The 25311-nt window shown below is 59.6% G+C and carries 23 protein-coding genes and 1 pseudogene; 15 read left to right on the top strand and 9 right to left on the bottom strand.

Translation table 11 applies throughout. The annotated features are described in order from the left end of the window. Positions 1-35: 35 nt before the first annotated feature. Positions 36-2153, bottom strand: coding sequence for a carboxy terminal-processing peptidase (locus GGD50_RS31155; protein ID WP_183941017.1), 2118 nt, complete (start codon positions 2151-2153; stop codon positions 36-38). 324 nt (positions 2154-2477) lie between these two features. Between GGD50_RS31155 and GGD50_RS31150 the strand changes: the two genes are divergently transcribed. The 7 genes and pseudogenes from GGD50_RS31150 to GGD50_RS31125 all read left to right on the top strand — a co-directional run bounded on the left by GGD50_RS31150 (position 2478) and on the right by GGD50_RS31125 (position 9529). Then, the gene (locus tag GGD50_RS31150) at positions 2478-3116 is read left to right on the top strand and encodes a response regulator transcription factor (protein ID WP_183941015.1); all 639 of its coding nucleotides are present in this window, start codon (positions 2478-2480) and stop codon (positions 3114-3116) included. Between the two features lie 181 nt (positions 3117-3297). Continuing rightward, positions 3298-4488, top strand: a complete 1191-nt coding sequence (locus GGD50_RS31145) for an aminotransferase class V-fold PLP-dependent enzyme (protein ID WP_183941013.1) — start codon at positions 3298-3300, stop codon at positions 4486-4488. Between the two features lie 23 nt (positions 4489-4511). Next, entirely contained in the window at positions 4512-5456 is a 945-nt protein-coding gene (locus tag GGD50_RS31140; RefSeq protein WP_183941011.1) for an HpcH/HpaI aldolase/citrate lyase family protein, read from the top strand. A 12-nt stretch (positions 5457-5468) separates the two neighbouring features. Beyond that, complete coding sequence (locus tag GGD50_RS31135; RefSeq protein ID WP_183941009.1) at positions 5469-6653, top strand: malate--CoA ligase subunit beta; 1185 nt, start codon at positions 5469-5471, stop codon at positions 6651-6653. A 14-nt stretch (positions 6654-6667) separates the two neighbouring features. Further along, positions 6668-7567, top strand: a complete 900-nt coding sequence (gene sucD / locus GGD50_RS31130; RefSeq protein ID WP_183941007.1) for a succinate--CoA ligase subunit alpha — start codon at positions 6668-6670, stop codon at positions 7565-7567. Positions 7568-7719: 152 nt separating this feature from the next. Beyond that, a pseudogene (locus GGD50_RS33100) lies at positions 7720-8077 on the top strand (hypothetical protein); the annotation flags it as partial. Between the two features lie 150 nt (positions 8078-8227). After that, positions 8228-9529, top strand: coding sequence for an epoxide hydrolase family protein (locus GGD50_RS31125; protein ID WP_425504001.1), 1302 nt, complete (start codon positions 8228-8230; stop codon positions 9527-9529). A gap of 168 nt (positions 9530-9697) precedes the next feature. On the opposite strand, the gene GGD50_RS31120 is transcribed toward GGD50_RS31125, so the two are convergent. Beyond that, the gene (locus GGD50_RS31120) at positions 9698-10039 is read right to left on the bottom strand and encodes a hypothetical protein (RefSeq protein ID WP_183941003.1); all 342 of its coding nucleotides are present in this window, start codon (positions 10037-10039) and stop codon (positions 9698-9700) included. A 138-nt stretch (positions 10040-10177) separates the two neighbouring features. Here GGD50_RS31120 and GGD50_RS31115 point away from each other — a divergent pair, with 138 nt between their 5' ends. After that, positions 10178-10597, top strand: coding sequence for an NUDIX hydrolase (locus tag GGD50_RS31115; RefSeq protein WP_183941001.1), 420 nt, complete (start codon positions 10178-10180; stop codon positions 10595-10597). Between the two features lie 189 nt (positions 10598-10786). Here GGD50_RS31115 and GGD50_RS31110 read toward each other — a convergent pair whose 3' ends face one another. The 5 genes from GGD50_RS31110 to GGD50_RS31090 are packed head-to-tail and all read right to left on the bottom strand — an operon-like array spanning position 10787 to position 15387. Continuing rightward, on the bottom strand, positions 10787-12019 hold the full coding sequence (locus GGD50_RS31110) for an ABC transporter substrate-binding protein (protein ID WP_183940999.1): 1233 nt from the start codon (positions 12017-12019) through the stop codon (positions 10787-10789). Continuing rightward, a complete protein-coding gene (locus GGD50_RS31105; protein ID WP_183940997.1) occupies positions 12016-13011 on the bottom strand; it encodes a branched-chain amino acid ABC transporter permease in 996 nt (331 codons plus the stop codon). The genes GGD50_RS31110 and GGD50_RS31105 overlap by 4 nt, the downstream gene beginning before the upstream one ends. Beyond that, on the bottom strand, positions 13008-13889 hold the full coding sequence (locus GGD50_RS31100) for a branched-chain amino acid ABC transporter permease (protein ID WP_113231951.1): 882 nt from the start codon (positions 13887-13889) through the stop codon (positions 13008-13010). The genes GGD50_RS31105 and GGD50_RS31100 overlap by 4 nt, the downstream gene beginning before the upstream one ends. After that, entirely contained in the window at positions 13889-14599 is a 711-nt protein-coding gene (locus GGD50_RS31095) for an ABC transporter ATP-binding protein (RefSeq protein ID WP_183940995.1), read from the bottom strand. The genes GGD50_RS31100 and GGD50_RS31095 overlap by 1 nt, the downstream gene beginning before the upstream one ends. Continuing rightward, complete coding sequence (locus GGD50_RS31090; protein ID WP_183940993.1) at positions 14596-15387, bottom strand: ABC transporter ATP-binding protein; 792 nt, start codon at positions 15385-15387, stop codon at positions 14596-14598. The genes GGD50_RS31095 and GGD50_RS31090 overlap by 4 nt, the downstream gene beginning before the upstream one ends. 228 nt (positions 15388-15615) lie before the next feature. On the opposite strand from GGD50_RS31090, the gene GGD50_RS31085 reads away from it, so the two are divergent. From GGD50_RS31085 to GGD50_RS31055, 7 genes are all read left to right on the top strand, one after another. Next, positions 15616-16806, top strand: coding sequence for a cytochrome P450 (locus tag GGD50_RS31085; protein ID WP_183940991.1), 1191 nt, complete (start codon positions 15616-15618; stop codon positions 16804-16806). Further along, positions 16806-17831: an amidohydrolase family protein gene (locus GGD50_RS31080; protein WP_210319024.1), complete on the top strand. Its 1026-nt coding sequence runs from the start codon at positions 16806-16808 to the stop codon at positions 17829-17831. Before GGD50_RS31085 ends, GGD50_RS31080 begins: the two co-directional genes overlap by 1 nt. Before the next feature lie 128 nt (positions 17832-17959). After that, positions 17960-18889: an ABC transporter substrate-binding protein gene (locus tag GGD50_RS31075; RefSeq protein WP_183940989.1), complete on the top strand. Its 930-nt coding sequence runs from the start codon at positions 17960-17962 to the stop codon at positions 18887-18889. A gap of 21 nt (positions 18890-18910) precedes the next feature. Beyond that, a complete protein-coding gene (locus GGD50_RS31070; protein ID WP_183940987.1) occupies positions 18911-19579 on the top strand; it encodes a 4-carboxy-4-hydroxy-2-oxoadipate aldolase/oxaloacetate decarboxylase in 669 nt (222 codons plus the stop codon). Continuing rightward, on the top strand, positions 19572-20126 hold the full coding sequence (locus GGD50_RS31065) for a cupin domain-containing protein (RefSeq protein WP_183940985.1): 555 nt from the start codon (positions 19572-19574) through the stop codon (positions 20124-20126). The genes GGD50_RS31070 and GGD50_RS31065 overlap by 8 nt, the downstream gene beginning before the upstream one ends. Then, complete coding sequence (locus tag GGD50_RS31060) at positions 20123-21370, top strand: NAD(P)/FAD-dependent oxidoreductase (protein ID WP_246451648.1); 1248 nt, start codon at positions 20123-20125, stop codon at positions 21368-21370. Before GGD50_RS31065 ends, GGD50_RS31060 begins: the two co-directional genes overlap by 4 nt. Before the next feature lie 35 nt (positions 21371-21405). Next, the gene (locus tag GGD50_RS31055) at positions 21406-21726 is read left to right on the top strand and encodes a 2Fe-2S iron-sulfur cluster-binding protein (RefSeq protein WP_112400461.1); all 321 of its coding nucleotides are present in this window, start codon (positions 21406-21408) and stop codon (positions 21724-21726) included. A gap of 473 nt (positions 21727-22199) precedes the next feature. Here the strand turns inward: GGD50_RS31055 and pntB are convergent, their stop codons facing one another. Then, positions 22200-23573, bottom strand: coding sequence for a Re/Si-specific NAD(P)(+) transhydrogenase subunit beta (gene pntB, locus GGD50_RS31050; protein ID WP_183940984.1), 1374 nt, complete (start codon positions 23571-23573; stop codon positions 22200-22202). A gap of 22 nt (positions 23574-23595) precedes the next feature. Then, entirely contained in the window at positions 23596-25170 is a 1575-nt protein-coding gene (locus tag GGD50_RS31045; protein WP_183940982.1) for a Re/Si-specific NAD(P)(+) transhydrogenase subunit alpha, read from the bottom strand. Positions 25171-25311: the final 141 nt, after the last annotated feature.

Here is a 25311-nt window from a genome sequence, read left to right as displayed (position 1 = left end):
AGCCCGCTGATATCGATGTGTGCCGTCAACTCAAATTACTGATCAGTGTTTCCTGATCTCTGTACGGCAGTCTTCAGCATATCTTTCTGCAAATCCGCCTCATCGGCAAGAATGGAGGCGGCCTCGTTCAGCAAGACGTCCTTGACGTTCTTGCGGGCATTCTCAATGGCGAGATCGGCACTGAGGCTACGCTCGTTTGCCTGCAGGCCATCATCGTCTCCAGCATCGACACCATCGTTGAGCTGATCGCCCGCTTTGTGACGACTTGCCTGGGCAAGCAGTTCATTGCGGCGTTCGGTTTCGTTGAGGGAGACAATCCGCTTTTCGCGCTGCGCCTTCAGTGCCGCGGTGTCCGCTACAAAGCGTTGGAAATCCGGATTGCTCTGCACCCGAGCATCGTGGCGGCTTTGCAGTTGCGGCAGGAGCGCTTGTATGTCACCCGAAGGCTTATAGTTCGCGGGCTTGACCTGGGTCCACGGCAAGGCGTTGTCGTAGCTTGACTCGCCGAAAGTCGCCAGGTCCGAAAGACCCGGCAGGCTGATATCAGGCGTGACGCCGCGCAACTGCGTCGTGCCGCCATCGACACGGAAAAACTGGGCGACCGTCACTTTCAGCTCACCGAATTTCGGTTTGAGATTGTGGGCCACCTGGTCAAGATTGACCACGGTTTGGACCGTACCCTTACCGAAGCTTGGTTCGCCGACAATCACGCCTCGGCCATAATCCTGTATCGCTGCGGCAAAAATCTCAGAAGCCGACGCCGAGCCACGATTAATCAGCACGCTAAGGGGACCGGTCCATGCGGGCATGGAGAGGTCATCTTTCTCCACCTCCACTTGTCCGTCAGCACTGCGCTGCTGGACGACCGGACCCTTGCCGACAAACAGGCCCGTCATATCGATCGCTTCGGACAATGAACCGCCGCCATTGTCACGCAGGTCGATCAGAACCCCGTCGACCTTTTCTTGATTCAGTTCGCCAAGGAGCTTGGCAACGTCGCGGCTGGCGCTTCGGTAGTCCTTATCGCCCTTCCGCCGCGCTTCGAAGTCTTCGTAGAAGGCGGGCAGCGTGATCACCCCGATCTTGCGGGTGGCATCGCCATCCTTTACCGACAGGATCGTCTTCTTGGCGGCCTGTTTGTCGAGGCTGATCTTGTCGCGCACCAGGCTGATGACGTGATGCTTGCCATCCGGTCCGGCATCCGCCGGCAAGATGTCCAAGCGTACGACGGAACCCTTTGCGCCGCGTATCATCTGCACGATTTCGTCAAGACGCGTACCGACGACTTCCTTTATCGGGCCGTCCTTGCCCTGGCCGACGCCGATGATGCGGTCTCCGACGGCGAGCTTCCCGGACAGTTGTGCCGGGCCGCCGGCGACGAGTTCGCGGATCGCCGTGTAGTCGTCTCTTTCCTGCAAGACCGCACCAATTCCAACCAGCGAAAGCTTCATTGAAATATCGAATTCAGCGGAAGCGGCCGCGCCGAAATAGTCGGTATGCGGGTCGATCGACCTCGTATAGGCGTCCATGAACGTCTGGAAAACATCATCGCTCTTGTATTTGTAGGCGCGTTCCAGGGAGTTTTCGTAACGTTTGTTGAGCGTGTCGCGAATGCTGGCATCGTCTTTGCCTGCAAGCTTCAGACGCAGCCAATCACTCTTGACGCGCTTGCGCCACAAATCATCGCTTTCCGCTTTGGATTGCGGCCAGGGCTCCTTGTCGCGGATGAGTGGATAGTCTTCTTGTACGCTGAAGTCGAACTTTTGGTTGAGCAGGCTGCGCGCATAGCTCATGCGATCGACCACGCGCTGCTCATAGACGTTGAAAATCGAAAATGGGATCTGCAAGTCTTCCTGATTGATGGCGTCATCGATCTTGGCGCTGTCAGTCATGAACTTGTCGATATCGGCCTGCAGGAAGAGGACACGATCCGGATCCAGAGATTTGATAAACCGATCCATGATCTTGGCCGACAAGGCATCATCAAGCGGAACCGGCTTATAGTGGAAGCGCGTTAGAAATTGTGCACTCAGGTGAGCAGCTTGCTCTTGTTGCTGCAGCGGCGCCAAAACTGGCGGTGTGCCGGTTTCCAGAGCGTATGCCGATGGGGCAATTGCAAGGAACGCACAGAGGAAACCGTATTTTATACGCATCAAGCTTAGATCCAATTCTCAACGTTGAGTCTTTAATGTGAGATGTTCGTGGAACAATTATGGTTTTTTGGCAACTAAATGGATTCAGTCTGTCTGAATACCGATTTTGCCAAGTTCCCAGCTGCGGATTTCAGTAGGCCGATCGCAATTTGGCCGACGTCATGTCGGCATCGGTTTTATCTCTGAGCAATCGCTGAGGCCGCCGGCATCAATGCGAGGGCCGTGTGGTAATCGGGACACGTTCCGTCGCAAGGTGCCGGTCAGGAACGCGGAATCTGGTGGTACTTAGATACTGGAATTTGATTGCGTCAACGGGAGAGGCGCATGGTTTCAGGAAATGCACCTAAGGTGATCGGGCGCGTTTTGGTCGCGGAGCGCAATCCACTCGTCATTGCAGCCCTTCGCGGACTGTTTGAAAGTAAACCCGGTTTCTTGATCGTCGATACCGCACAGAATTCGGCTGAGCTGTTTCAGAAGCTCGCCGACGTCGAGGTGGATTGCCTGCTGCTCAGTTGGCAACTCGAAGACGCTGACGCCCCCGATGTGCTGACAGAGATTGGCAAGCTCGGTTTCGATCCGCGCGTCGTCCTCTTTGCCGACAAGAACGATCCCGCTGTGATCCAAGAGACGATCCGGCTGGGCGTCAACGGCCTTTGCTATCAGTTCGAGGATCCGGAAATCCTCTTCGCGACCCTTACCGCCGTCATAAAGGGGCGGATCTGCATTCCCTATACGATGCTCTCGAAGATCTCGAATACACCCTTCCAACAGCTCACGTCGCGCGAGACGGAGTTGCTCGGCATGCTCTCCCATGGCTGGTCCAACACCCAGATCGCAAGCCGCACCGGAATTTCCGAAAACACGGTGAAATACCACCTCAAGAATCTCTACGATAAGCTCGAGGTGCGCAATCGCGCCATGGCCGTTGCGCTTTACGCCAGGGAACGCCGCAAGGTTGGCTGACCTACCCGCCGGGTAGTCCCGGCCTGCCCACCACAAGAACCAACCACCCGCCCGGGCCACAAATGCGCTGCCCATCCGGCATAATTTTCTGTCTGAAGGGGTGTGGCGGAACGATCGTCCCAAAGGCAGTCTTGGCGTCGAGGAAATGTTCGTCCTCGGACCAGCATGCATCGGAGGAACCATGGCAGGCTTCAATCATCTCTTCATTCCCGGCCCCACCAATATTCCCGAACAGGTTCGCCAGGCGATGAACCTGCCGATGGAAGACATGCGCTCGCCGCGCTATCCCGAATTGACACTGCCGCTCTTCGCCGACGTGAAGAAGGTGTTCAAGAACCACGATGGCCGCGTGTTCATCTATACGTCTTCGGGCACCGGCGCCTGGGAAGCCGCGATGACAAACGTGCTTTCGTCGGGCGACAAGCTGCTGATGAGCCGCTTCGGCCAGTTCTCTCATCTCTGGGTCGACATGGCCGAGCGCCTCGGCTTCGAAGTCGATTGCCTTGACATGGAATGGGGTACCGGCGTGCCGGTCGAGCTTTATGCCGAACGTCTCGCGGCCGACAAGGCGCACAAGATCAAGGCCGTGTTCGTGACGCATAATGAAACCGCGACCGGTGTGACGTCTGATGTCGCCGCGGTCCGCGCGGCACTCGATGCCTGCGGTCACCCGGCGCTGCTCTTCGTCGATGGCGTCTCCTCGATCGGCTCGATCGATTTCCGCCAGGACGAATGGGGTGTCGATTGCGCCGTCTCCGGCTCGCAGAAGGGTTTCATGCTGCCCGCTGGCCTAGGCTTCCTCTCGGTCAGCCAGAAGGCGCTGAAGGCTGCCAAGACTGCGCGCCACATGCGCTGCTACTTCTCCTTCGAGGACATGATCAAGACCAACGACACCGGCTATTTCCCCTATACGCCGCCGACGCAGTTGCTGCACGGTTTGCGCGCCGCACTGGATCTAATCTTCGAGGAAGGCCTGGAAAACGTCTTCGCGCGCCATCATCATCTGGCAAATGGTGTCCGTGCTGCGGTTTCCGCCTGGGGGCTCAAGCTCTGCGCGACTGAGCCGAAATGGCATTCGGACACCGTATCGGCCATCCGCCTGCCCGAAGGCATTGATGGCGTCGAGGTCATCAAACACGCTTACCGCGCCTACAACACCTCGCTCGGCAGTGGCCTAAGCAAGGTCGCCGGCAAAGTTTTCCGCATCGGCCATCTCGGCTCGCTCAACGAAGTGATGGTGCTCGGCGCGCTCGGCGCCGCCGAAATGACGCTGCTAGATTGCGGCGTAGAGATCGAGGCCGGCTCAGGCGTGGCGGCGGCGATCAATCAGTTCCGCTCTGCTGCAGCAACTGCAGCCGCCAAGGCAGCCTGAAAAGACACGACCGGGAGACCATCATGAGCCACACCATCAACCACCTCCGCCGGCTGCGCCTGCAGCGCAGCGAGCTTGCCGTACCGGGTTCCAATCCTGATATGATCGAGAAGGCGGCCAATTCGGACGCAGATTATATCTTCCTCGATATCGAGGATGCCGTGGCGCCGCCGGACAAGGAGCGTGCCCGCACCAATATCGTACAGGCGCTGAACCAGATCGACTGGCGCGGCCGCGGCAAGACAATCTCGGTGCGCATCAACGGGCTGGATACCCATTATATGTATCGCGACGTCGTCGATCTGATGGAACAGGCGGGCGATCGCATCGACACGCTGCTCGTTCCGAAAGTCGGCGTCCCCGCCGACCTCTACATGGTCGAGGCCATGGTCAACCAGATCGAGATCGCCAAGGGCTACAAGACCCGCGTCGGCCTCGAGGCGCTGATCGAAACGGCGCTCGGCATGGCCAATGTCGAGGCCATTGCCTCTTTCGGCGGCCGGCTGGAAGCGCTGCATTTCGGCGTCGCCGACTATGCTGCAAGCCTCAAGGCCCGCACCGTCAATATCGGCGGGCTTAATCCGGACTATCCCGGCGATCAGTGGCATTTCGGCCTGTCGCGCATGACGGTGGCCTGCCGCGCCTACGGCCTGCGCGCCATCGACGGTCCGTTCGGAGATTTCTCCGATCCTGACGGCTATAGGGCCGCCGCTCGTCAGGCGGCAGCGCTCGGCATCGAGGGCAAGTGGGCGATCCACCCCAGCCAGATCGCGCTCGCCAACGAGATATTCTCCCCGCCTGAAAAGGAGGTCGATCGCGCCCGCCGCATCATCGATGCACTGAAGCTCGCTGAGAGCCAGGGCAAGGGCGCGGCATCCCTCGACGGCAAGATGATCGATGCCGCCTCCGAGCGCATGGCCCGCAATGTGCTCGCCACCCACGACGCCATTGCGGCCGGAACCAGATAAGAGGAGGAAGACATGGATATTCACGAATACCAGGCCAAGGAACTTCTTTCCCGCTACCATATCCACATCCCGCGTGGCGGCCTCGCCTACAGCCCGGAACAGGCAGCTTACCGCGCCAGCGAAATCGGCGGCGACCGGTGGGTGGTGAAAGCCCAGGTCCATTCCGGCGCCCGCGGCAAGGCCGGCGGCATCAAGCTCTGCTCATCCGACCACGAAATCGTCGAGGCCGCCGACGCCATGCTTGGCCGTAAGCTGGTGACCCACCAGACCGGGCCACAGGGCAAGCTCGTCAGCCGCCTCTATGTCGAGGAAGCGATGGACATCGAGCGCGAGATTTACCTTGGTTTCGTGCTCGATCGCAGATCCGAGCGCATCATGATCGTGGCCTCGTCCTCAGGCGGCATGGAGATCGAAGAGATCGCCGAGGCCGAGCCGGATTCGATCATCCGCGCAACTGTCGATCCCGGCGTCGGAATGCAGGATTTCCAGGCCCGCGAGATCGCCTTTGGGCTGGGCATCGACAATTCGCTCATCGGCCGCGCAACGCAGACACTGCTTGGCTGCTATCGCGCTTTCGTCGACTACGACGCCTCGATGCTGGAGATCAATCCGCTTGTCGTCACCAAGCGCGGCGATCTCGTGGCGCTCGACGCCAAGATGAGCTTCGACGAGAACGCGCTCTTCCGTCGGCCGCATATTTCCGAAATGCGCGACAAGAGTCAGGAAGATGTGCGCGAAACCTATGCTTCGGATCGCGGCCTTTCCTATGTCGGTCTCGACGGCAATATCGGCTGCATCATCAACGGCGCGGGCCTGGCCATGGCGACCATGGACATGATTAAGATCGCCGGCGGCGAGCCTGCGAACTTTCTCGACATCGGCGGCGGTGCCTCGCCCGAGCGCGTGGCAAAGAGCTTCCGCGCCGTGCTCCGCGACAGACAAGTCGAAACGATCCTCGTGAACATCTTTGCCGGCATCAACCGCTGCGATTGGGTGGCCGAGGGCGTGATCAAGGCGCTGCGCGAAGTCGGCGTTCCGGTCCCGCTCGTCGTGCGCCTCTCCGGCACCAACATGGAGGAGGGCCGTCGCATCCTCGCCAAGTCCGGCGAGAACATCATCGTCGCGGAGACGCTGGCGGAGGCTGCCGACAAGGCTGTCAGTGCCTGGCGTTCCTACACCGCAAACAAGGCTGCTTGAGGGAGGATCACGCCATGGCCATTCTACTTGACAAGAACACCCGCGTGATTGTGCAGGGCCTCACCGGCAAGATCGGCAGTTTCCACGCCGAGGATATGAAGCGCTACGGCACCAATGTCGTTGGTGGTGTCACTCCCGGCAAGGGTGGGCAGACCCATCTCGGCATGCCGGTCTTCAATACGGTAAAGGGTGCGATGCAGGAAACTGACGCCGAAGCCTCCATCGTCTTCGTGCCGCCGCCCTTTGCCGCCGACTCAATCATGGAAGCGGCGGATGCCGGCATCCGGCTCTGCGTCTGCATCACCGATGGCATTCCCTCCCAGGACATGATCAGGGTCAAGCGATATATGAGGCGCTACCGCTTCGAGGATCGCATGACCCTGATCGGGCCGAATTGCGCGGGCATGATCACGCCCGGCGAAGCGCTGATGGGGATCATGCCGGGTTCGATCTACCTGCCCGGTCGGATCGGCATCGTCGGTCGTTCCGGTACGCTCGGCTATGAAGCCGCAAGCCAGATGAAGGCGCTCGGCATCGGTGTTTCCACATCGGTCGGGATCGGCGGAGACCCGATTAACGGCTCGTCCTTCAAGGACATGCTCGAACTGTTCGAAAAGGATCCGAATACCGACGCCGTGCTGATGATCGGTGAAATCGGCGGGCCGCAGGAGGCGGAAGCCGCGCTCTGGGCGCGGGACAATATGAAGAAGCCGCTGATTGCCTATATTGCCGGTCTCTCCGCCCCGAAGGGCCGCCGCATGGGCCATGCCGGCGCGATCATCTCAGCTTTCGGAGAGTCGGCCCAGGAAAAGGTCGAGATCCTGAAGGGCGCAGGCGTCACCATCGTGCCGACGCCTTCGAGCTTCGGCGAAACGGTAGCCGAAGTGCTCTCAGCAATGAGCAAGGCCGCCTGACCCAACTCCCGAGAGCGAGATAAAAGCCTCATTGAGGCGGGTGCGGTTATCCGCACTCGCCATGTCTCGCAATCTGCCGATTTGATGCAGCGACGAGCGCGCAATTTTGCGCGCTCGTCGTCGTTATTGAGAAATCATCCAACCGCTCCCGACGGCACAAGTCGATCAATGTCGAGACGATCGGCAGCCTGATGGTGCAGCACCACGTCGAGACGCTTTGAGAAAAGGATCGCCTGATTCCGGAATCGGTTTCTGATATCTTCATGCCTACGGGGAGGATCGATCCAGGCCCTTTGGGAGCTGAGCGTCAGGGCGATCGACGCCGATCACTGTGAGTTCACCAACCACGTTCGATCTAGGGCCACGAAAGAGCTCAAGACCTTCCTCGACAGGCAGAAAATTCCGTTCGACGTTTTTCGTGCGCAACGGCAGCCGATGTCGATTGCTCACAACAAGGGTGAACCGCCGCTACTTGCGGCCAGCATCGAACGGGCAGCGTTGCGCAACTAGGCGCGCGCGCCCGGCAACTCGTTGGAGATTGAAAATGTCACAGCCAAACTATGCGAGGGAGTCCACAGCTCGGCTTTTGCCCGTACCAGTCGTTGTCGAGGAGGCCGTGTCATGAACCCGTCGACCATAAGCAGTGCGGCGACAACCCAAATGGATGTCGTCGATCAGGAGAGGCGTGTCCTCATCGCCACCGCAGCGGCGAGCGTGGCTGTCGCCGGCCTCGCCAGCGTCTTTCCCATCACGCCGGCGCACGCCGCCACTGAGGAAGCGATCCGTCCCTTCCGCGTCGATATTGCTGAAGACGAGCTTGTGGAACTCCGTCGGCGGCTGAAGGCCACGCGCTGGCCGGATCAGGAGACCGTGCCCGATCAATCGCAGGGCATCAAGCTCACCAAACTCAAGCCGCTCGTTGAATATTGGGGCACTGACTATGATTGGCGAAAGGCGGAGGCGAAGCTGAATGCTTTTCCGCAGTTCATGACCAGGATCGACGACGTCGACATCCATTTCATCCACGTTCGCTCGAAGCACGCCAACGCACTTCCGGTCATCATCACGCATGGCTGGCCGGGATCCGTGTTCGAACAATTGAAGATCATCGGTCCGCTGACCGATCCGACCGCACATGGCGGGCGCGCCGAGGATGCTTTCGACGTCGTCATTCCTTCGCTGCCGGGCTATGGCTTCTCCGGCAAGCCGACAGAGACGGGCTGGAACCCGGATCGGATCGCTAAGGTCTGGGCAGAACTCATGCAGCGCCTCGGCTATACCCATTATGTCGCTCAGGGCGGCGATTGGGGTTCGCCCATATCCAGCGCCATTGCGCGGTTGGCGCCGGATGGCCTCGCCGGTATTCATATCAACCTGCCGGCAGTCGTGCCGCCAGATGTCGCTGCCGTGCTCGCCGTCGGCGGGCCGGCGCCCGCAGGGTTATCGGAACAGGAGCGTGCCACCTTCGATGCGCTCAGTGCCGGTGCCAAGAGCGGCGCTCGCTCTTACGCCATCATGATGGGCACACGCCCGCAGACGATCGCTTACGGGCTGTCGGATTCCCCGGTTGGCCTAGCCGCATGGCTGCTCGGCCACCCCGGCTTCTTGCACTGGAGCTACAGCAAGGACGATCCGGAAAAGTCCGTGGATGATGTCCTCGATGACATTACGCTCTACTGGCTGACGAATAGTGCGGCGTCGGCAAGCCGGATCTATTGGGAGACGGGCGGCAGCAGCCCGGCCTTCTCGGGGCCGCAGAAGACCTCGGAAATTTCGCTGCCGGTGGCGATCACGGTGTTTCCGGATGAAAGCTATCGGGCGCCGGAAACATGGGCTCGCCGTGCCTATCGTAACCTCAGCTATTTCCACGAGGTCGACAAGGGCGGCCATTTCGCTGCCTGGGAGCAGCCGGAACTGTTTTCCGTTGAACTCCGCGCAGCATTCCGACCGCTGCGTGCCTGATACATTCTCAACCGCCTGCCGCCACCAGCCACTACGGGCGGCGGCGCAATCAAGAGCAAAGAAAGAGGTTTATCATGTCCAGACTTGCGATTATCGGCGAAATGGAAGCTGCTCCGGGCCGGCGAGATGAACTGCTCGCCATAAAAGAAGCCACAGATTTCCGCGGCGCTAGAGTTGCTGGGCAGGCGCCTGAATTTCCGTCGTGCGGCGCTTTGAGCTTTTAACGGAAGGGACGACTTCCTTATCTTCCTCGGCGTCTTCCTCGTCATGATCATCCGCCACACGAACCTCGTCCATGCGATGCTTGATCGCCAGAGCATAGATTGTGTCGAGCACATTCCTATCCGTCAGGTGAGGATCGGTAAGTGCCAAAAGCGATGCGCGGACGATCTTCTTGCTGGAGGTTTTCGGACAACGCTTCAAAACGAATTCGTATAAGGCATTTCCACTCAGACCCTCAGTTGCCCCATCGACGAGAGCCTCATAAATCTTCTTACGCTTGTCACCCATCGATTTCTCCTTCTCCTCGGCGACAATAGTCACTAAGCTGTCATAAACAAGGCTGCTGGACCTTTGCTCTCGAAGGAATGCGGTTTTCGTTCGGCCTTATTCTTGAGCATATTCGTTAAAAAGACGGTGGAAGCGACGATGACAATCGAACTCGTCCACGGCTGGACGCGGAATGATCACTTCGAATTGGCAACGCCCGCACGGCAGATCGCGCAGGCTGGCGCCATCTGTTTGCGACAGCACGGTGAGTTAGGGGAGACCGAAGTTCTCCTGATCTCCAGCCGCAGCCACGGTGGCTGGGGCATCCCGAAAGGACATATCGAACCAGGTGAGACGTCATTTGAGGCGGCCCAAAGAGAGGCTTTCGAGGAAGCGGGCGTCATTGGCGAAGTGACGAAACTGAGGATTGGTTCGTTCTCTTACCACAAGGACAAGGACTATCCCGAGAAGAATTCCCGTGAGGTGAAGTGGATGCCGATAACAACCGCCGGAAAAGAGTTGGCCTATAGCGGGCTCCGGGAAGTCTTCGATAAGGTGATCGCTCCGGTCTGCCCGTGAGCGTGGGTTCACACCCGTTCAAGAGCTTGACGAGTGACCTACACTCAGATGCAGAAATCATTTCCACATCTGAGTGGTGCTCGTTGAGGTGAAGCAAACGCGGTATCTCAAACGAGGCGGTCGCCCGAGAGCAAGTGCCAAATATGGTATGCAGGTGCCGGGGTTGCCGGCACCTGTTGGGAGGGAGAATTATTCGTGTGTTTTGCCTTCAAAGTTCAAAGCCCCACCGAGCGGTACGTATTCCCGGCCATCGAACTGGTATAGCTGGAGTGCTTCCACAGGGTAGATGTCGGATCCTTCCTTGGTCGTCATTGTGATGCCCTCTTGGAGCAATGGGTTCTTCCATCCGTTCATGTTGTGAACGACTTTCATCAGCTCTTCGCGGGTGGGGTCCTTGAGCTTTTCGAGGGACTGGATGAGCGCGTCGCCGATTGCATATCCGGTCTGGCCGATCGTGTTGGCGAAGACGAAGTTCACCTTGGCTGCTTTGATGGCGTCGAGATAGTGATCGACGCCTTCGTCGCCGGACTTCTGATCGCTGGTTATCGGCTTCAGGAAGTCGGAGGTGATGATACCCTTGGCATTTTCCAGGCCGACTGACTGGAGAACCGGATACGCCGACGACAAGTTGGTGACCAGTGTCAAAGGCTTCCAACCGCTTTCGGATTGGAAGCGGATGGCTTCGCCCCCCTGGCGCGGCGCGGCGATAATCACCAATGTATCGGCGCCGGAAGCTTTCAGAGTGTTTAGCTGGGTCTCGACAGTGGGGTCCTGCGATGTCACCGGCTGGCGTTCGATCACCTTGATGTTCGTTCCGTCGATTGCGCTATCGAAGGCCTTCATGAAGGTTTGGCCCGTCTCCGTGTTCAGATACAGGAAGGCCACCTTTGCGTCGGGCTTGTTGATCTGAAGGTATGCAGCAAATGAGTCTGCTTCGGTTGAAAACGACGGTACGAAGCCAACCTCCCATTCGGGTGCGTTCAGGGAGACGACACCGGAATACATGAAAACGTTCGGCACTTTCTTCTGCGTGATGTAGCGGCCGATCGCCAGATTGTTTGGCGTCGCGGCTGTGCCGACGAGAGCAAATACCTGATCTTTTTCGACCATCTTGCGGACATTCGCCAAGGTGCGCTGGGGATCAAGGCCATCATCTTCGATGACGAGATCGATCTTGCGGGTTTTGCCGTCGCCCATCTTGACGCCGCCTTCGGCGTTGGCCTGTTCGACCCGCGCCCGAATGCCTTCGGCGACGCCGCCGACGACCGCGACCGGTCCAGTCAGCGGTCCTGTGACACCAATTTTAATGGTGTCGTCGGTGACGCCCGGCGACGGTTCCGCTGCATTGGCATTGCTTGCCACGAGCAGTGCCGCGACGGCCAGCGGCATCGCGCATCCTTTCAGTACAGAGATAAATCTCATATCAGTTCCTCCCTTGTTTCAATTTGGCGTCGGCTACTCGCCATCCTCCGAAAAGTCATCGAGAGCCATTTTTCGATGAAGCCAGTGACCCCATTGCGCGCGACCATCATGATCAGGATCAGCGCGAGGCCGTAGATCAGGTTGCCGAGACTCAGGTTGATGTCAGATGCCCAGGTCGGGACGAAGACCATGAACAGACCGCCGAGAAACGCTCCGACGATACTGGTGACGCCGCCGACAATGCTGCCGATCACGATGTTGATGGACAGGATTGCCAGGAACGACTCCGGGCTGATGAAACCGCTGATGATACCGAACACGCCACCGCCGAGTCCCGCGAGCGCCGAACTTGCGGCAAATGCCCAAAGACGGGTGCGTGTCAGGTTGATGCCGAGCGCCTGAGCAATTTGTGGATTATCCCGCTGTGCTCTAAGGGCGCGCCCGTTGTCGCCGAAGAGCATCAGCGAGACGAGCAGGGCACCGACACCCGCGCACGTAAGCGATATGATATAGAGCCACAGTTCGGGGCGATCCGAGAAGAAACTCGGAGCTTCGGGGGCGTCGATCGAAAGCCCCGATACGCCGCCGGTCAGGCTTTTCATCTTTAGCAGCAGTTGCGGGAACGCGGCCGCAATGCCGAATGTAACGATGGCCAGTTGCAAGCCCTGAAGCCTGAGTGCTGGAAGGCCGATGACCAGCCCAATCGCGGCTGCCACCGCGGCTGAGGCAGGCAGCGTCACGAGCGGCGAGACGCCGTAGGTGGCGTTGAGGATCGCGGTAACGTAAGCGCCGACACCGAACAGCGTTCCCTGTGCAAGGCAAATCTGCCCGGCGAACCCCATCAGTAGATTCAAACCGAGAATGGCGATGGCGTAGGCAATGGCAATCGCCACCTGTTGCAACGCATATCCCGGCGCAAAGACTGGGATCAGGATCGCGACGATCGCGAAGAGACCGAACTTGAGAGTGGCCGCGCGGACTCCATCATTCATAGCTTTGTCACCTTATAGGAACCGAACAGGCCAACGGGCTTCACAAGCAGGATGACCAGGGTGAGGGCGATCGGCACTGCGATGCGCATGTCGGCGCCGATAAATGAGAGGTAGCTGGCACCCAAGCTCTCGGCGACGCCGACGGCGAGGCCGCCGACGATCGCGCCAAGCGGACTGTCCCAGCCGCCGAGCGTCGCTGCAGCGAGCCCGTAAAAGAGGATTGGCGTCATCATTGTCGGGCTGAGGAACAGGCGGGGGGCAATGAGGATGGCGGCAAGCGCCCCGATGACAGCGGCAAAGCCCCATCCCAACATCAGCATGCGTTCGACGTTGACGCCGACCAGCACGCTTCGAGCATGGTCGAAGGCGGCCGCGCGCATCGACAGGCCAAGCCTGGTGAACCGGAAGATGATGCCCATTGCCAAAGCAATAACAAGAAGGATCGTCAGCGTGCCGATGGCGGAAGAGAGCACGCGAACCCCACCGATATTGAAGCCGCCGTCAGGGAAAAGGCTTGGGAACGAGAGCTGTTCGGCGCCCCACATCCACATGCACGCGGCTTGGAAGAGAACGAGGATACCAAGGGTGATAACGACGATTGCCTCCACCGGAGCGCTCATCATCGGCCGGATAATCAAGCGGAAAGTTACAATCCCAATAGCAAACGCCACAATGAGGCTCGCGAGGACGGCGAGCCAGAGCGGCGCACCCCAGTGCATCAACTGCCAGGCGACATAGGCGGAAAAGGTCGCCATCTCGCCCTGGCCGAAGTTGACGACGTTGGTTGCCCTGAAGATGAGGACGAGCGCCAGGGCCAGCGCGGCGTAAATTGCGCCCGTGGTCAGGCCGCTGACGACGAGCTGGAAGAAGAGGCTCATCAGGCAACTCCCAGGTAAGATTTCTTGATGTCTTCGTTGCCGATCAGCTCCTTTGCCGCACCGCTCGCGACGATCTGGCCGGCCTCGATGACGAAGGCCCGGTCGGCATATAGAAGGGTGATGTCGACATTCTGCTCGACCACGAGCAGCGTCATGCCGTGATCCTTGTTGAGCGTCTTGAAAATCGCCAGGATTTCCTGGGTGATCGAAGGGGCGAGCCCGAGCGATGGCTCGTCGCACATCAGAAGCTTCGGTCGGGACATGAGCGCGCGTGCCACAGCCAGCATCTGCTGTTCTCCGCCACTAAGGTTTCCCGCAAGCTGGTTGCGCCGTTCGCGCAGACGCGGGAATGTCTCGTACCAGCGTTCCTTGTCCTCCCTCACTTGGGATCGGTTGGACACGATCGTCGCTCCGAGCGACAGGTTTTCATCGACCGTAAACTCGGAGAAAGTCCCTCGTCCTTGGGGTATGTGCGCGATGCCGAGCGCGAGGCGCTTCTGCGCCACGATCTTGTCGAGCGCTTTTCCAGCAAAGGCAACCGAGCCCTTGAATGGGAGCAGTCCCGACACGGCGCGCAGGAGCGTTGTCTTCCCGGCCCCGTTGGAGCCGAGCAGGGCGACAAACTCGCCTTCGCCCACTGAGAACGAACAGTCGAACAGCGCCTGCGTCTTGCCGTAGAATACGGAGAGATTCTTGAGATCCAGCGTCATGCGGCCTTCCCGAGGTAGGCGGCAATCACCGCGTCGTTGGACTTGATTTCGGAAGGGGTGCCCTCGGCCAAGTTGCGGCCCAGGTGCAACACAACGATCCGGTCACAAAGGCTCATGACCAAGCCCATGTGATGCTCGATGAGAAGAATGGAGAGGTTCCGTTTGCGTCTGATACCGTCGACGAGCGATCCGAATTCGTGGACTTCGCCGTGCGTCAGCCCGCCGGCGGGTTCGTCAAGCAGAAGAATTTCAGGCTCGGCAGCAAGCGCGCGAGCAATCTCCATACGCTTTTGCAGGGGATAGGGAAGCGATCCGGCGGTGCGCGGGGCGAGCTCGGCCATGCCGACCTCTTCAAGCACCGCCATTGCCTTTTCGCGCGCGGACCGCTCCACAGCCCTTGCTCGGGATGGAGCGAAGATCGCTTGAGCGAATTTGCCGCCAAACTGATGATGTGCCCCGAGCATGACATTCTCCAGAACGGTCATCGAGGCATAGATACCAAGGTTCTGGAAGGTCCTCGCGATGCCCATTCCGATCATCTCGCGCGAAGCGACGCCCTCGAGCGGCTGACCGCCCAGCATGATCGATCCGCTTGTGTAATTAACAAGCCGGGTCGCCGCGTTGAGAAAGGTCGATTTGCCTGCGCCGTTCGGCCCGATCAAGCCACAGATTTCTCCTGCCTTCACGGAAACCGACACGTTGGTTAGGGCCTTGACGCCGCCAAATTGCACGGAGACATCCCGCGCCTCAAGCACAAGGCGCACCTCGGCGATGCTGCTGTTGCTCACTGATTTCCTCCCTTCCGAAGCGGTCTCTCCACGGCCTGTCCATTTCTCTTGTTGACAGCCAATCCCGCTTTGGATACCTATCAGTATCCGAAGACGTTTCGGTATGTCAAGCATCAATCGCGTGGCGATTGCTCCAAAGGAACGTCCTGAGAATGCATGCCGTCGGGTTGGAGAACATGGCGGCGGGATTGGCGAAAACCTTGCGAAGCAGGGTGAGGGAGGAATTCAATGACGGGAACGAACACCGAACTGACGGGCGAAAATCTCTATAGGGACCCCTATCCCGTCTACGCGAGGCTACGCGCGGAGGAGCCTGTGGCCTTCTTCGAAGGGACGAAAGAATATTTCATTACGCGGTTCGACGACTGCCGGACGATCGGCGGCAACGACAAGGTGTTCGGACCGTCGGGCTCGGCGGACCGTCCGGAAGCCCGCGTCATGGGCATGCCGAACGTCCTGACCATGTCTGGCGAGGATCATCAGTGCCTCCGCCAGGGTATCGACGAGAATCTCACGCAGGAACGCGTGCGCTCGTTCGTCGAAGGTCTGACACGCCCGGTCGTGCAGCGTTACATCGACTCCATCAAGAAGAATGGTGAAGCGAACCTGACGACGGAACTCTTCGAGCCGATCTCGGTGCGGTGCATTGGCGATGTCATCGGTCTGACGGAGACGCCAAACGAAACCCTCGTCGAGTGGTTTCATGCGATGGCGCTGGGTCTGCAGAACGTCAGCAATGATCCGGCCATATGGAAGCGACTGGACGACGCGCTCGCCGACATCGACAAGCAGATGGGCGATCTTTACCAGGCGTGCCTGGCGAAGCCCAACCACTCGCTGCTCAGCCATGTCATGTATGGCGGCATGCCCAAGGGCGAGGTTCGCAGTTGGGAGGAGATTTCTCCGACCATGCGCGTCATCATCCTCGGCGGCCTTCAGGAGCCAGGCCATGCAGCGGCGAACGCCTGCACGGGTCTTCTTTCGAATCCCGATCAGGCGAAGCTTATGGCGGAGCAGCCGCAGGAAAACGCGATGCGCGCCTTCGACGAGGGTCTGCGCTGGATCGCCCCGATCGGCGTAACGCCGCGCATCGCCAAAGAGGATTTCGAGATCGCCGGCACGGTCATCCCCCAGGGGTCATCCGTCGCCATCGTCATGGGGTCGGCCAACCGCGACGAGACGCGTTTCGAAGATGCCGACCGCTTCGATATGTTCCGCAAGAAGAAGCAGCACCTGTCGTTCGGTTTCCGTCCGCACTTCTGTTCCGGCCACTTCCTGTCCCGTGCGATGGGCGAGATTGCGCTTACCGAGGTGTTCCGGCAGTTGCCCGATCTTCGTCTCGATCCGTCGCGGGAGGTCAAGGGCAAAGGCTGGCGGTTCCGTGGCATATCCGACCTCCCCGCGAAGTGGAATGCGTGATGTCGCTGATCATCGATTGCCACGGCCACTTCACGACCGAACCGCCGGAGCACCACGCCTTCCGCGCGACGCAAGTCGCCTATGCGGAAGGAAAGTCTTGCCAGCTCCCCGTCTATCCCGGAATCGCCGACAAGCAGTTGCACGATATCATTGAGGCGAACCAGCTTAAAATTCAGCGCGAGCGTGGTTCGCATGTGACGCTACTCAGCCCCCGTGCTTCCGGCATGGGACACCATGTACCGGGGCTGTCGGTCGCCAAGGAGTGGTCGCGCCTATCGAACGACAACGTTGGCCGGATCGTTGACATGTTCCCGGATAATTTCGCGGCGGTCTGCCAGCTTCCTCAGACAGTCGACGGCGACCTGTCTGATGTCATCGAGGAGTTGGAGCGCTGCGTCGAAAACGGTTTCGTCGGATGCAATCTCAACCCCGACCCATCAGGCGGGCGTTGGAGTGCGCCACCGATCTACGATCCATGGTGGGATCCCATGTGGGAGGCCATGGTCGCTCTCAGGGTCCCCGCGATGATCCACGTTTCGAGTTCCTGTGAGCGCTGCCTTCACATGACGGGCGCACACTACATTAACGCCGATACGGCGGTGTTCATGCAGTTGATTCAGGGAGACCTCTTCGAGCGCCATCCGGAACTCAAGCTCATCATACCGCACGGAGGCGGGGCCGCGCCTTATCACTGGGGCCGCTATCGCGGCCTGTCGATCATGCTCGAAAAGCCGGGCCTCGACACGCACCTCATGAACAATGTGTTCTTCGACACCTGCGTCTATCACCAGGCGGGCATCGATACGCTCTTCCGCGTCGTCGACACCAAGAACATCCTGTTCGGTTCCGAGCTGCTGGGCGCTGTGAAGGCGACCGATCCGGAGACCGGGCACCCGTTCGACGACACGAAGAGATACATCGACCATCTCGCCCTCGATGATCATCAGAGACAGGCGGTCTTCGAAGGAAACGCGCGACGGGTCTATCCGCTTTTGGACGAAAGGCTGCGCGGGCGCGGACTTTGAAGCCCAGAGCAGTTCCAGGAAAAGTGCGCAGCGGTTTTCCGTCCGGAATGCGTAAAAACAAAGGGATAGAGCGGGAAAGCGTTTCCGTGAAACGCTGACCGCTCTGGCGAATATCAGGGAGAAATCATATGGCTTCCAGCCAACATCTAAGCCTCGCAGGCGGGGCGCAAGGGTTCAACTGGCTCCCGGTCTTCGTGGCCGAAGAGCATGGAATTTTCGCTAAGCACGGGCTGGTGATCGAGTACAAGAAAATGGGCACCGTCGACAAGGCGACCACCGCTGTTGTCGAAGGCGAGGCCGATCTCGCGATAACCCCACCTGAAGGTGCCGTCTCGAACTTCGTCAAAGGCGGCGAGCTCAGGGTCATCGCCTCGAATTCCAATCGCCTGCCGATGTCGCTCGTCGCTCAGCCTTCGGTCAAGACGATCAAGGACCTCAAGGGCAAAAAGGTCGGCACCTCGTCACTGACAGAGGGCACGGCGATCTACACTCAAATGCTGCTGTCGAAGGAAGGCCTGCGGTATCCCGGCGACTACGAGTTCGAACTTGCCGGCATCCACACCAAGCGCTGGGAAGCCCTGCAGGCGGGGGAAATTGCCTGCGCCCCGCAGCCCGCGCCATGGAATTTCCTGGCCGAACGCGAAGGCTACAACCTGATCGGCGAGATCAACGATGTCATTCCCGAGATCGTCTTCGCCGCTGTCATCGGCCGCAAAAGCTGGTTGGACGGTAACCGCGATGTGGTCGGCCGTTTCCTCAAGGCGCTGTTCGAGGCCTATGCAATAACAAACGACCCGAGCCGTGACGACATCACGCTTCCGATTTTCCAGCGAATTACCACGAAAGACGACAGCGAACTCGCCTCACGCGGCCTTCACTACATGCGCGACATGGGCATGTGGCCCGGCGATCTTTCCATTCCGCAAGCTGCGATGAATGCCACGGTCGACTTGATGATCCGCGCCAACCTGCTTGACGAAGCAGCCAGATCGAGCGCCGCAGGCGTGTTCGAGCGCAGCTTCCTCCAGGGCGCGGTCGGCTGGTTGAAATACGTTTGATTGCATCTCGGGAGGCTCCCAATGAAGGTAATGACCAAGACACCGCGGACGGATCGCGAGATATGCGAAGCCCTGGGCAAGCTGGGTGTCGCCACAGTCCATGAAGCGCAAGGCCGCAAGGGATTGCTGGCCCCGCATCTGCGCCCCGTGATCGAGGGCGCGCGCATCGGCGGCACGGCGCTCACATGCGAGGTGCCACCGGGTGACAACTGGATGATCCATGTCGCCCTTGAGGTGGCGCAGCCCGGCGACATCCTGGTCGTCACACCGACCTCGCCGTGCACGGACGGATATTTCGGCGATCTTCTCGCGACATCCTGCAAGGCTCGCGGAATTCTAGGACTCGTGATCGATGCCGGCGTACGCGATGTCGCCGACCTCAGGTCCATGAACTTTCCCGTCTGGTCGAAGGCGATATCGGCCCAGGGCACCGTCAAGGAGACGTTGGCAAACGTTCAGGTCCCCGTGGTCTGTGCCGGAGCCTATATCGAGCCAGGCGATGTCATCGTCGCCGACGACGACGGAGTGTGCGTGGTCAAGCGCGACGAGGCCGCGACGGTCCTCGAAAAAGCGCGCAAACGCCAGAAAATGGAAGACGAAAAGCGCGGTCTCTACGAGTCGGGCCAACTGAGCCTCGACATTAACAACATGCGTCCGCAGCTTGAGGCGAAAGGCCTGATCTATGAATAGGGCAACGGAACTGCGCATACCCCGGCGCGTCGTCACAGGGATTAGCAACGGCAAGTCGGTGTTCATCAGCGACGGCCCCGCACCCAATGCCCACGCATACGCTTCTGTGCCGGGCCACCTTACCTCGGTCCTTTATGCAACTTCGGCGAAACCCAGCCTTCCGCAGGGTCATGCGGAGCAGGCGCCGCCGCAAATCCTGATCACCCCCGAACCGGGTGAGACGAAGCTGATGATCGTCGTCTTCCCGCCGGACTCGGTGTTCGCGACCGTCGATCCGGCGGCCGCCTTCAAGGAACAGGCGGTGCATATCCCCGGCCTGATCCAGGCGTTCGAGCCCGACACAGCCGGTATGCACACCACCAACACAGTGGATTACGACATTGTCCTCGATGGCGAGGTCTGGCTCGAACTCGATGACGGCGCCGAAACGCTGCTGAAGCAGGGCGACGTCGTCGTCCAATGCGGCACGCGCCATGCCTGGCGCAACAAGGGCGACAAGCCCGCGACCATGTGCTTCGTCCTCATCGGCGCTGAAAGAAAGTCATGACAATGACGCGGGAGGACAACAATCGCTTCTTCGACTGCATCATCGTCGGCGGCGGGCACGGCGGCGCGCAGACAGCGGCAGCGCTCAGGCAGTCCGGGTTCGGTGGGACCATTGCGCTGATCAGCGCCGAGCCGGAAGTCCCCTACGACCGCCCTTCGCTGTCGAAGGAATATCTCGCAGGCAAGAAATCCTTCGAAAGGATGCATCTCAGGCCGCAGGATTTCTGGGCCTCGCGACAGGTGGAACTGATGCTGGGCCAGCGTGTAACCACCCTCGATGCGGCAGCCCATGTCGTCGTCACGGACCTCGGCGAACGCTTCTCCTATGGCAAGCTCGTCTGGGCGGCCGGTGGCGAACCGAGGAAGCTTTCCTGCCCCGGCAGCGAGCTGGCCGGAATCTGCTATATCCGCAACAAGGCGGATTGCGACGCGCTCGTCGAAGTCCTGCCTGACGCCGAAAGGATCGTGATCGTCGGCGGTGGCTATGTCGGTCTCGAAGCGGCAGCGGTATTCCGAGAGATCGGCAAAGAGGTCACTTTGGTCGAGGCGCTCGACCGCGTACTCGCGCGGGTGGCCGGGGAGCCGGTATCGAGGTTCTACGAAGCCGAGCACCGCGCACATGGCGTCGACATTCGCCTCAACTGCGGTGTCGGCTCTCTGGAGGGGGCCAGCGGCCGCGTCAAGAACGTGGTGCTTGCGAACGGCGAGAAAATCCCAGCCGATATCGTCGTGGTCGGTATAGGCATTATCCCTTCAGCCGGCCCGCTGATCGAGGCGGGCGCGGAAGGCGCAAACGGTGTGGATATCGACGAGTTTTGCCAGACGTCCCTGCCGGACATTTACTGCATCGGAGACTGCGCCCGGCTGAGACAAGGCCGTGGCATTCGCATTGAATCTGTGCAGAACGCGACGGATCAGGCGACGACCGCTGCGAAGGCTATCTGCGGCGAACTCAAGCCATATGATGCGACGCCCTGGTTCTGGTCCAATCAATACGATTTGAGGATGCAGACAGTTGGTCTCAACTACGGCTTTGACAGCGTGGTGACACGCGGTAATCCCGCTAGCCGGAGCTTTAGCGTTATCTACCTGAAGGACGGGGCGGTGCTGGCCCTCGATTGCGTCAATGCATCTCGCGACTACGTGCAAGGACGAAAGCTTGTCGACAGCTCGGCGAGGATCGACCGCGACGCGCTCGCAGACACATCGAAACAACTCAAGGAACTTAGCCTCGAAGCGCTGTGAGGCATTCGAGGGCAGGAATGAAAGTGGAGGAAAAAATGTCTATGATTTCAGTGCGTACGCGGGACGGAGAGCTGCACAGTTTCGAGGGAAGAGTGGGCGCTTCGCTGATGGAGAATATCCGAAACGCGGGCTTTGATGAGCTGCTTGCAATGTGTGGCGGGTGTCTTTCCTGTGCTACCTGCCACCTCTACGTCGAGGAATTGCCAGAGACCGCAAGCCTGGCAGCGCCCTCGATCGACGAGAGCGAGTTGCTGGAGGGCTCCGACTACCGCCAAGAGAACTCGCGGCTTTCCTGTCAGATCCCCTTTGACGAGACTCTCAGTGGAATCGTCGTTCGCATTGCCCCCGAAGAATAGCAGCAGATCGTCTCGCATCAGGGGCGGATCTCGAGGATCATACGCTGAGCGGCGAGCCAAAATCACCGTTTAGTCGCACTCGAAATGGATGCTCCGAACGACAGTCGAGCGACTTCCGGCAGTCAGATATTTCATGGCTGAATTTCGGGCTGAAGAACGCATCAATAAGACTCCGTCCGCGCCCATGGCACTCCTAGCCATGGGCGTTGCGTCATTCCGCTCATTTATTCGATAACACAGGTCACCTTCTAGTTTGCAGGCGATCTCGCTATCTGACACAAACCGTTCGAGCGGCCTTAGCCGCATGTGGACGGGTCCGTCTCCACAACCTATCGCGCGCTGATGTGGTCGGGCGACCGAATGAACTATCCAGAACGCGCAAAGGCAGCCTGCCGGTGAAGGTCTTATGGCTGCCGAGGAACGCGTTTCTTTGAGAACATTTCTTCAGTTGGTGGCGGCACTCATCATCGAACTTAGGCCAGCCTCGGAAGCAGGCCGTTGACCGACTCTTTGGCGTCGCCGTAGTACATGCGGGTGTTTTCCTTGTAGAACAGTGGGTTCTCGATCCCGGAATAGCCGGTACCCTGGCCGCGCTTGGAGACGAAAACCTGCTTGGCCTTCCAGACCTCGAGCACGGGCATGCCCGCGATCGGTGAGTTCGGATCTTCCTGGGCGGCCGGATTGACGATGTCATTCGAGCCGATGACGATGACGACATCGGTCTCGTGGAAATCGTCGTTGATCTCGTCCATCTCCAACACGATGTCGTAGGGCACCTTGGCTTCCGCGAGCAGGACGTTCATGTGGCCAGGCAGGCGGCCTGCAACCGGATGGATCGCAAAGCGCACGTTCTTGCCGGCTGCGCGCAGCTTGCGGGTGAGTTCCGAAACCGCACTTTGAGCCTGCGCGACCGCCATGCCGTAACCTGGAACGATGATGACCGAGTCGGCGTCGTTGAGCGCCGCGGCAACGCCTTCGGCATCGATGGCAACCTGCTCGCCCACGACTTCCATTGCCGGCCCCGAGGCATTGCCGAAGCCGCCGAGAATGACCGACAGGAACTGGCGGTTCATTGCCTTGCACATGATGTAGGACAGAATCGCGCCCGACGAGCCGACGAGCGCTCCGGTTACGATCAAAAGGTCGTTGCCGAGGAGGAAGCCCGTCGCCGCCGCCGCCCAGCCGGAATAGGAGTTGAGCATCGAAACGACCACCGGCATATCGGCACCGCCGATGGCCATGACAAGATGAGCGCCGATAACAAAGGCAATCAGCGTCATCAGGTAGAGCGACCATGAACCCGCGCCATTCATGTACACGATCATCAGCGTCAGCGACACGAGCACCATCATGATGTTGAACATGTGCCGACCGGACAGGATGAGTGCCTTGCCGCCGATGTGGCCGGAAAGCTTGCCATAGGCGATGATCGAGCCGGTGAAGGTCACCGCACCGATGAAGACGCCTAGGAAGATTTCCGCTTCATGGATGATCTTTTCCGCATTGGTGGCGAACTCATGCGCCGTCATGTCGGAGTTGAGGCCGATCAGCACGGCAGCAAGGCCCACGAAGGAGTGTAGCGCTGCCACGAGCTGCGGCATGCCGGTCATTTCGACGCGCTGCGCTAGTAATGTGCCGACGACAGCACCAACGACGAGCATGATGATCAGGACGACGGAAAGCCCGACGCCTGGCCCGAGGATGGTCGCGAGTATGGCTAATGCCATGCCGACGATGCCGTACCATACGGCGCGCTTGGCGCTTTCCTGACCGGAAAGGCCACCGAGCGAAAGGATGAAGAGAACGGATGCGGCGATGTAGGCCGCGGTCTGGATACCGATAGACATGATTCTGATCCCCGGGCCGGCGTCACGACTTTTGGAACATGTTCAACATGCGCCGGGTGACCATGAAGCCGCCGACGATATTGATGGTGGCGATCGCCACCGAAACGGCGGCAAGGGCTGTCACCAGCCAGCCGCCCGCTGTGATCTGCAGCAGCGCACCGATGATGATGATCCCGGAAATCGCGTTGGTCACGGCCATGAGCGGCGTATGCAACGAATGACTGACGCCCCAAATGACCTGGAAGCCGACGAAGCAGGCAAGCGCAAAGACGATGAAATGGCCCATGAAGGCCGACGGCGCATAGGCGCCGATAAGTGCCATGAGAAGGCCGCCGACGACGAGCAGGCCGACCTGCTGGCGCGTCGCCGACTTGAAGGCGGAAGCCTCAGCGGCACGGCGTTCTTCCGGCGTCAGCTCCTTGGCCTTTTCTTGTCGTTTCTGGGCTGCAATTGCCTGGATCTTTGGCGGCGGCGGCGGATAGGTGATCTCGCCTTCAAAGGCCACAGTGGCCCCGCGAATAACATCGTCTTCCATGTTATGGACGAGAACGCCATCCTTCTTCGGGGTCAGGTCCGTCATCATGTGACGGATATTCGTCGAATAGAGGGTCGAGGCCTGCGCGGCCATGCGGCTTGGGAAATCGGTGTAGCCGATGACGGTGACGCCGTTCTCAGAAACGATCTTCTGATCCGGAATGGTCAGGTCGCAATTCCCGCCGCGTTCGGCCGCAAGGTCGACCACCACGGAGCCCGGTTTCATCGCAGCGACCATGTCGGCGAGCCAGAGCTTCGGCGCGTCGCGGCCTGGGATTAGCGCAGTGGTGACGACAATGTCGATGTCCGGTGCGATCTCGCGGAACTTCCTCAGTTGCGCTTCGCGGAATTCCGGGCTCGATGGGGATGCATAGCCACCCGTTGTCGCGCCGTCCTGCTGCTGTTCCTTGAAGTCGAGGAAGACGAATTCCGCACCCATCGATTCGATCTGCTCGGCCACTTCCGGGCGAACGTCGAATGCGTAGGTGATGGCCCCGAGCGAAATGCTGGTGCCGACGGCGGCAAGACCGGCGACGCCAGCGCCTATGACCAGAACCTTGGCCGGCGGGATCTTGCCGGCTGCGGTCACCTGGCCGGTGAAGAAGCGGCCGAAATTATTGCCGGCTTCGATCACGGCGCGATAGCCTGCGATGTTGGCCATGGAGGACAGCGCGTCCATCTTCTGGGCGCGCGAAATGCGCGGCACCATGTCCATGGCAATCACGTTTGCGCCGGTCGCCTTCGCTTGCTCAAGAAGCTCCTTATTCTGCGCAGGATAGAAGAAGGAGATCAGCGTCTTGTTGCTCGAAAGCCTTGCTATTTCGCTTGGCTCCGGCGGGCGCACCTTGGCGATGACGTCTACGCTTGCAAAAAGCGCTTCAACGCTGTCGACGATCCTGACGCCGGCTGCGCGATAGGCGTCGTCGGAGAAGCCGGCAAGTTTGCCGGCGCCGGTTTCGATGGCACATTGATATCCGAGTTTCTGAAGCTGGGTGGCGCTGTCCGGCGTCATCGCGACGCGTGCTTCCCCCTCAAGCCGTTCTCGTGGTGATCCAATGATCATGTAATTCCCCTCTTAGAAAGTTGCTGATCGTCAATAGACGACAACACCCCTGACACTCTTTCCCGAATGCATGAGCTCAAAACCCTTGTTGATGTCTTCGAGCGGCATGGTGTGGGTGATCATCGGATCGATCTGGATCTT

Origin of the sequence: Martinezella paranaensis (assembly GCF_014200235.1) — a bacterium.
Classification (GTDB): domain Bacteria; phylum Pseudomonadota; class Alphaproteobacteria; order Rhizobiales; family Rhizobiaceae; genus Rhizobium; species Rhizobium paranaense.
This window is presented reverse-complemented; position numbering and strand designations above follow the sequence as displayed.

Coding starts and splice junctions, on each gene's coding strand:
- GGD50_RS31155 (WP_183941017.1), bottom strand. CDS start 2,153: ATGCGTATAAAATACGGTTTCCTCTGTGCGTTCCTTGCAATTGCCCCA.
- GGD50_RS31150 (WP_183941015.1), top strand. CDS start 2,478: ATGGTTTCAGGAAATGCACCTAAGGTGATCGGGCGCGTTTTGGTCGCG.
- GGD50_RS31145 (WP_183941013.1), top strand. CDS start 3,298: ATGGCAGGCTTCAATCATCTCTTCATTCCCGGCCCCACCAATATTCCC.
- GGD50_RS31140 (WP_183941011.1), top strand. CDS start 4,512: ATGAGCCACACCATCAACCACCTCCGCCGGCTGCGCCTGCAGCGCAGC.
- GGD50_RS31135 (WP_183941009.1), top strand. CDS start 5,469: ATGGATATTCACGAATACCAGGCCAAGGAACTTCTTTCCCGCTACCAT.
- sucD (WP_183941007.1), top strand. CDS start 6,668: ATGGCCATTCTACTTGACAAGAACACCCGCGTGATTGTGCAGGGCCTC.
- GGD50_RS31125 (WP_425504001.1), top strand. CDS start 8,228: ATGGATGTCGTCGATCAGGAGAGGCGTGTCCTCATCGCCACCGCAGCG.
- GGD50_RS31120 (WP_183941003.1), bottom strand. CDS start 10,039: ATGGGTGACAAGCGTAAGAAGATTTATGAGGCTCTCGTCGATGGGGCA.
- GGD50_RS31115 (WP_183941001.1), top strand. CDS start 10,178: ATGACAATCGAACTCGTCCACGGCTGGACGCGGAATGATCACTTCGAA.
- GGD50_RS31110 (WP_183940999.1), bottom strand. CDS start 12,019: ATGAGATTTATCTCTGTACTGAAAGGATGCGCGATGCCGCTGGCCGTC.
- GGD50_RS31105 (WP_183940997.1), bottom strand. CDS start 13,011: ATGAATGATGGAGTCCGCGCGGCCACTCTCAAGTTCGGTCTCTTCGCG.
- GGD50_RS31100 (WP_113231951.1), bottom strand. CDS start 13,889: ATGAGCCTCTTCTTCCAGCTCGTCGTCAGCGGCCTGACCACGGGCGCA.
- GGD50_RS31095 (WP_183940995.1), bottom strand. CDS start 14,599: ATGACGCTGGATCTCAAGAATCTCTCCGTATTCTACGGCAAGACGCAG.
- GGD50_RS31085 (WP_183940991.1), top strand. CDS start 15,616: ATGACGGGAACGAACACCGAACTGACGGGCGAAAATCTCTATAGGGAC.
- GGD50_RS31080 (WP_210319024.1), top strand. CDS start 16,806: ATGTCGCTGATCATCGATTGCCACGGCCACTTCACGACCGAACCGCCG.
- GGD50_RS31075 (WP_183940989.1), top strand. CDS start 17,960: ATGGCTTCCAGCCAACATCTAAGCCTCGCAGGCGGGGCGCAAGGGTTC.
- GGD50_RS31070 (WP_183940987.1), top strand. CDS start 18,911: ATGAAGGTAATGACCAAGACACCGCGGACGGATCGCGAGATATGCGAA.
- GGD50_RS31065 (WP_183940985.1), top strand. CDS start 19,572: ATGAATAGGGCAACGGAACTGCGCATACCCCGGCGCGTCGTCACAGGG.
- GGD50_RS31060 (WP_246451648.1), top strand. CDS start 20,123: ATGACAATGACGCGGGAGGACAACAATCGCTTCTTCGACTGCATCATC.
- GGD50_RS31055 (WP_112400461.1), top strand. CDS start 21,406: ATGTCTATGATTTCAGTGCGTACGCGGGACGGAGAGCTGCACAGTTTC.
- pntB (WP_183940984.1), bottom strand. CDS start 23,573: ATGTCTATCGGTATCCAGACCGCGGCCTACATCGCCGCATCCGTTCTC.
- GGD50_RS31045 (WP_183940982.1), bottom strand. CDS start 25,170: ATGATCATTGGATCACCACGAGAACGGCTTGAGGGGGAAGCACGCGTC.